The sequence below is a fragment of the Burkholderia sp. 3C genome (assembly GCF_054589155.1).
The window spans coordinates 2,554-8,551 of the sequence record NZ_BAAILN010000054.1; the positions used below are offsets into that span (position 1 = coordinate 2,554).

Annotated in this window: 5 protein-coding genes and 1 pseudogene; 2 read left to right on the forward strand and 4 right to left on the reverse strand. The window is 67.9% G+C overall.

Annotation, left to right across the window (positions count from 1 at the left end; all coding sequences use genetic code 11):
* Window positions 1–825: ABC transporter ATP-binding protein (locus tag ACYP33_RS09250; RefSeq protein WP_459621174.1), on the reverse strand; the 825-nt coding region annotated here is incomplete at its 3' end.
* Between the two features lie 198 nt (window positions 826–1,023).
* Here ACYP33_RS09250 and ACYP33_RS09255 point away from each other — a divergent pair.
* Window positions 1,024–2,058, forward strand: a complete 1,035-nt coding sequence (locus ACYP33_RS09255; RefSeq protein ID WP_459621197.1) for a LacI family DNA-binding transcriptional regulator — start codon at window positions 1,024–1,026, stop codon at window positions 2,056–2,058.
* A 7-nt stretch (window positions 2,059–2,065) separates the two neighbouring features.
* Here ACYP33_RS09255 and ACYP33_RS09260 read toward each other — a convergent pair whose 3' ends face one another.
* Together ACYP33_RS09260 and gltP are read right to left on the reverse strand one after the other, a co-directional pair.
* Window positions 2,066–3,340 (reverse strand): aminotransferase class V-fold PLP-dependent enzyme, encoded by a 1,275-nt coding sequence (locus ACYP33_RS09260; protein WP_459621176.1) that lies wholly within the window; start codon window positions 3,338–3,340, stop codon window positions 2,066–2,068.
* A gap of 64 nt (window positions 3,341–3,404) precedes the next feature.
* Entirely contained in the window at window positions 3,405–4,730 is a 1,326-nt protein-coding gene (gene gltP, locus ACYP33_RS09265; RefSeq protein ID WP_459621178.1) for a glutamate/aspartate:proton symporter GltP, read from the reverse strand.
* Between the two features lie 130 nt (window positions 4,731–4,860).
* On the opposite strand from gltP, the gene ACYP33_RS09270 reads away from it, so the two are divergent.
* Window positions 4,861–5,769 (forward strand): LysR family transcriptional regulator, encoded by a 909-nt coding sequence (locus tag ACYP33_RS09270; RefSeq protein WP_459621180.1) that lies wholly within the window; start codon window positions 4,861–4,863, stop codon window positions 5,767–5,769.
* A 12-nt stretch (window positions 5,770–5,781) separates the two neighbouring features.
* Here the strand turns inward: ACYP33_RS09270 and ACYP33_RS09275 are convergent.
* Window positions 5,782–5,998: pseudogene (locus tag ACYP33_RS09275) on the reverse strand (short-chain dehydrogenase); the annotation flags it as partial.

Below are 5,998 nucleotides of genomic sequence, written 5' to 3' on the forward strand. Positions count from 1 at the left end.
CGCCACCGTCTCGCCGCTCGCGTCGAGCCGCACGGTCACCGCGCCGGGCGCCGACGCTTCCACCGTCGCGCGCAGGAAGTTCATGCGCGGCGAGCCGATGAAGCCCGCCACGAACAGGCTCGCCGGCCGGTGATACAGCGCCAGCGGCGCGCCGACCTGCGCGATGCTGCCGTGGCGCTCGGCGTCCGCGCCGGCCTGCAGCAGCACGATCTTGTCGGCCAGCGTCATCGCCTCGATCTGGTCGTGCGTCACGTAGACCACGCTTGCGCCCTTGAACTGCCGGTGCAGGCGGCCGATTTCGATGCGGGTCTGGCCGCGCAGCGTCGCGTCGAGATTCGACAGCGGCTCGTCGAACAGGAACACGCCCGGCTCGCGCACGATCGCGCGGCCGATCGCGACGCGCTGGCGCTGGCCGCCCGACAGCGCCTTCGGATAGCGGTCGAGCAGCGCGTCGAGTTGCAGGATGCGGGCCGCGTCGCGCACCCGCGTGTCGATCTCGGCCTTCGGCGTCTTTGCCAGGCGCAGGCCGAACGCGATGTTCTCGTAGACGGTCATGTGCGGAAACAGCGCGTAGCTCTGGAACACCATCGCCACGCCGCGTTGCGCGGCCGGCACGTCGTTCACGCGCCGCCCGTCGATATGCACGTCGCCCTCGGTCACGTCCTCCAGCCCCGCGATCATCCGCAGCAAGGTGGATTTGCCGCAGCCCGACGGGCCGAGGAACACGCAGAACTCGTGCGCGCCGATCTCCAGGTCGATCCCGTGGATGACGGGCGCGCCGTGCCCGTAGGCTTTTTGCACGCCGGCCAACGAAATGCTCGCCATTGCTGCGTCTCCATGATGTAATCGCGCTCATCGTGGTTAAGCGCTTAATCATCTGCAATCGAAAAAACCGACCTGTGGCCGATCGGTTGTTTCGTCTCCGTATTGCTTGTCATGCGTTCTGATTGCGGGGCCATGATGCAACGGCGCCGCGTTGCCATGCAAATACTGAACACGCCGTCCCAGATACTAAACACCTCGATGACCACGCTGAACGAAGTCGCCCAGGCGGCGGGCGTCACGCCCGCGACCGTCTCCAACGTATTGCGCAACCGCGGCCGGGTGGGCGCGAAGACGCGCGAGCGCGTGCTGGCCGCCGTCGAGGCGCTCGGCTACCGCCCGCACCTGGCCGCGCGTGCGCTGGCAGAGGGGCGCGCGCCCACGCTCGCGCTGATGGTGTCGAGCATCGCGAACCCGTTCTACCCCGAGTTCGCGCTCGCGGTGGAGCATGCGCTGCGCCGCAGCGGGCGGTTCCTGATCATCTGCAACACCGAGAACGATCCCGACATCGGGCGCGCGTATCTGCAGCAGATCGCCGGCACGCTGTCCGAGGGCGTGCTGGTGATGAACGCCAACCTCGATCTCGACGACCTGCACCGCACCATGGAGCGCGGCACGCCGGTGGTGTTGTGCATGTGGGAGCGCCCCGAGGCCGCGCCGGCGCTGCCGAGCGTGGCGGTGGATTTCCGGCGCGCGGGCGAGCTGGCCGCGCGGCATCTGCTCGAACTCGGGCATCGCCGGATCGGCGCGATCGTCGGCAGCAAGGTGACGGGCATCCACGCGGCGCGCTACGAGGGCTTTCTCGACGCGCTCGCGGCGGCCGGCCTCGACGGCGCGGCCGCGCCGCTGCGCTACGGGCCGGACACGATCCAGGGCGGCTACGAGGCCGCGCGCGCGCTGCTCGGCGCGCACCCGGAGCTGACCGCGCTGTTCACCACCAACGACCTGCCCGCGCTCGGCGCGATGCACGCCGCCGCCGATGCGGGGCTGGCAGTGCCGGCGCAGTTGTCGGTGGTCGGCATCACCGACATCCAGCTCGCGCGCGAATCGCGGCCCGCGCTGACCACGGTGGCCGTGCCGACCGCCGAAGCGGCCGCGCTGGCGGTGGAACTGCTCGGCGAACTGATCGAGGCCGAAGCCAACGGCGCCGACGCGCAGGCCGGGCCGGCGCGCACGCGCGTGACGTCGGCGCCGTGGTTGGTGGTGCGGGGGTCCACGGCGGGGCCGCGGGGGTGAGGCAGGTTCAGATCGCGGCGGCGATCTCGGCCGTCACGGCCAGGAAGCGTTCGATGTCGCGCGGCGCGTGGCAGTGCAGCGGCGAGATGCGCACCGCCCCTTCCAGGCCGAACGACCGCAGCATGCGGCCCGAGTAAAGGCTCGTGCCGATCCGCTCGTAGACGATCACGCCACGCTTCGCGTATTCGCGCACGGCGGCCGTCGGGTCCAGCCCCTTGAAGCCGATGCCGGCGATCAGGTCGCGGCGCGTCAGGTCGTCGTGATCCCAGAACACCGACACGCCGTCGATCGCGCGCAGCCCGCGCTGCACCGGCGTGCCGTCGAGCAGCAGCACGAGCAACGCGCGCTCGTGCGCCTCGATGCGCTGCATGCCCTGCACGAATTGCTCGCGGCGCTCGTGCGCATCGCTGAATTGCGCGCCGATCCACGCCACGTAATCGACGATCGCACTGACCACCTCGAAATGCGCCGGCGTCGGGCTGCCGAGTTCCCACACGTCGGGCGCCTTCGCGTCGAGCCGGTGATGCGGCAGCGTCGCGAGCCGCTCCGACAGCCAGGTCACGCCCGCGCCCCGGCAGCCGAAGAACTTGTACGGCGCGAAGTTGATGCCGTCCACCGGCGTCTTCTGCAGGTCGATCGCGGCGTGCGGCGCGTGCTGCACGGCGTCCACGATGATGAACAGGCCAGGCTTGCGCGCGCGGGCGCGCTCGACGATTGCCGCGATGTCGAGCTTCGCGCCCGAGATGTTCGACGCGTACATCACGCTCAACAGCGTGGTGTCGTCGTCGATCAGCGAGACGATCGCGTCCGCATCCACGCCGCCTGTTTCGGGGTTGCTCGGCGCGACGCGCAGCGCCTTGCCGGTGCGTTCGCAGTAGCGCTGCATCGCGTCGAACGACGACGGGTGCTCCAGGATCGTGGTCACGGCGTTGTTGCCGGGCACGTTCTCCATGACCGCGCGCACCATCTCGAACATCGCGGCCGACGCCGTCAGCGACAGGTACACGCTGCCGCCGCGCGCGTTGAAGATATGGCGCACGTCGGCCTCGCCCTTCGCCTGCACGTCCTGCAGGAACCGCGCGCGCGCATGGATGCGTTCGGGGCAATCCGGCAGCGCGTCGATGCGCGCGAACGCCTCGGAGGCCGCCTTCAGGCGGAACGAGCCGCCGGCGTTGTCGAAAAACAGCCGCTCGCTGCCGTCGATATCGCGATCGACGTAATGAAAGCGCTGCTTGATCTGCTCCATGAGGGAATCGGAAAACAGGTGTCCCTGGCTGTTCATCTGAGTGGTTCCTGAAAGTGAATCCGGTAAAAACGAAGTCGGCACGAAGCGCGGGCGGCGCGCCTCAGGCGTCCAGCGACGCGAGGTAGGCCCGACCCTTTTCGGCGTCGTACTGGCGCTCCCATTTCGCGATCACGAGCGGCGCCAGCGCGTTGCCGACCACGTTCAGCGCGGTGCGGCCCATGTCCATGATGCGATCGACGCCGGCGATGAGCGCCAGCCCTTCGAGCGGCAGGCCGGCGCTGGCGAGCGTGGTCAGCAGGATCACGAACATGAAGCCCGGCACGCCGGCCGCGCCCTTCGACGTCACGACCATCGTGAGCACCAGCACGAGCTGCTCCTGCAGGCCCAAGTGCACGCCGTAGAGCTGCGCGACGAACAGCGTGCCGATGCCGAGATAGATCGATGCGCCGTCGAGGTTGAACGTGTAGCCGGTGGGCACCACGAACGTGGTGATGCTCTTGGGCACGCCGTAGTCCTCCATCTTCTTCATCAGTTGCGGCAGCACCGAGGCCGAACTGCAGGTAGAGAACGCGATGATCAGTTCGTCCTTGATCACGCGCAGCAGCGTGAAGATACGGAATCCGAACAAACGGGCCGTCACACCGAGCACGCAGACGGCAAACAGCACGATCGCCAGATAGGTCACGGCCACCAGCTTGATCAGCGGCAGCAGCGAGCCGAAACCGAAGTTCGCCACCGTGATCGCGATCAGCGCGCACACGCCGATCGGCGCGTAGCGCATCACCATGCCGGTCACCTTGAACATGGTGTCGCCGATGCCCTTGAAGGTGGCCAGCACCGGCGCGCGATATTCGGCCGGCACCGTCTGCAGGCCGAGCCCGAACAGCACCGAGAAGAAGATCACCGGCAGCAGGTCGCCGCGCCCCATCGACATCACGATGTTGTCGGGAATGATGCCGAGCAACAGCGCCATGAAGCCGTGATGGCCCTGCGTTTGTTGCGAGGTCTGCTGGAAGCGCGCGATATCGGTGTGCGAGAGTTGCGACAGGTCGGTGCCCACGCCCGGATGCAGCAGGTTGCCGAGCACCAGGCCGATCACGATCGCGAGCGTCGTGACGATCTCGAAGTAGATCAGCGTCTTCAGGCCGATGCGGCCGAGCGAGCGCCCGTCGCCCACGCCCGCGATGCCCACCACCATGCTGGTGAACACGATCGGCACCACCACCATCTTGATCAGGCGGATGAAGATGTCGCCGGCCGGTTGCAGCAGGCCGTCGATCGCCTGGGCGCGCAGTTGCGGCGCGTGGTTCAGCACCACCCCCACCGCGATGCCGGCTACCAGGCCGATCAGGATTTGCCAGGCGAGGCTGATGCGCGGCTTGCGCTCGGCCCGGGCGGGGTGAGGGGTGTCGATGACGGAGTCCATGGTGTCTCCAGAGGCTGGCGGTTGGCATGCATGCGGCATGCGATGGGCCAAACATAAGCAGCCAAAAGAAACGAAAAAAGCGATATTTAGTTATGGGAAACTATCGCTTTCATTCATCCATGTGTTCGCCATGCTGACTTTCAAGCAAATGGAAGCGCTGTACTGGATCGTCAAGCTCGGTTCGTTCGAGGCCGCCGCCGCGCGGCTGAACACCACGCAATCGGCGATCTCGAAGCGCGTGCAGGAGCTGGAGCGCGCGTTCGACATCGCGGTGTTCGACCGGGCGAACCGCAGCGCGCGGCTGACCGAAAAGGGCAGCGAATTCTTCGATTACGCGCAGGCGCTGCTCGAACAGCGCGACCGGGTGGTCGAGCGCATCAGCTCGAAAACCTCGCTGGTGCGCCAGATCCGCATCGGCGTGACGGAGCTGACCGCGTTGACCTGGCTGCCGCGCCTGATCGCGGCGATCCAGGCCGAATATCCGAAGGTCACGGTGGAGGCGGAGGTCGATCTGAACGCCACGCTGCGCGAGCGGCTCGCGGCGGGCACGGTGGACGTGATCATCGTGCCGCAGACGCACGAGGTCGAGGCGTTCTCGGCCACGCTCGTCGGCCACGTGGAGAACGCGTGGATGTGCGCGGCCCACCTCGCGCCGCGCAAGCGGCGCATCGCGCTGGCCGACATCGCGCAGTTCCAGTTGATCCTGCAAGGCGGCCTGTCCGGCACCGGCCATGTCTACAGCCGTTTCCTCGAAACGCAGGGCGTGGCCTTGCAGAAGACGCTGGCCAGCAGCAGCCTGATCGCGCAGATCGGGCTGGCGCTGTCGGGGCTCGGCATCACCTACCTGCCGCGCGCCTGCCTCTCGCGCATGCTCGAACAGGGCGCGCTGGTCGAGGTGGTCACCACGCCGGCCTTGCCGCCGATCCGCTATCTCGCCATGCATCGCGGCGACGAGCCACATACGCTGAGCGCCGCCGTGGCGAAGCTCGCGGCGCAGTCATGCGATTTCACATCGAATCTGCTCGATCCCGGGAAGTGAGGCCGCGCGGCATCAGGCGTCGCGCCCGCCGGCCATCGAACCGCGCCGATACGCCTTCACGAAGATCCGCTGATACGCCGCTCCGAGGCACGCACTGAGCCAGTAGACGAGGCGCGCATCGCGCCCGATCACCACGCGCCGCGCGTTGCGGCGCACGCCGCGCAGGATGCGCTCGGCCACCGCGTCGGGCGACGTGACATTGATCGTCTGGTTGCCGCTGTGGCGATGC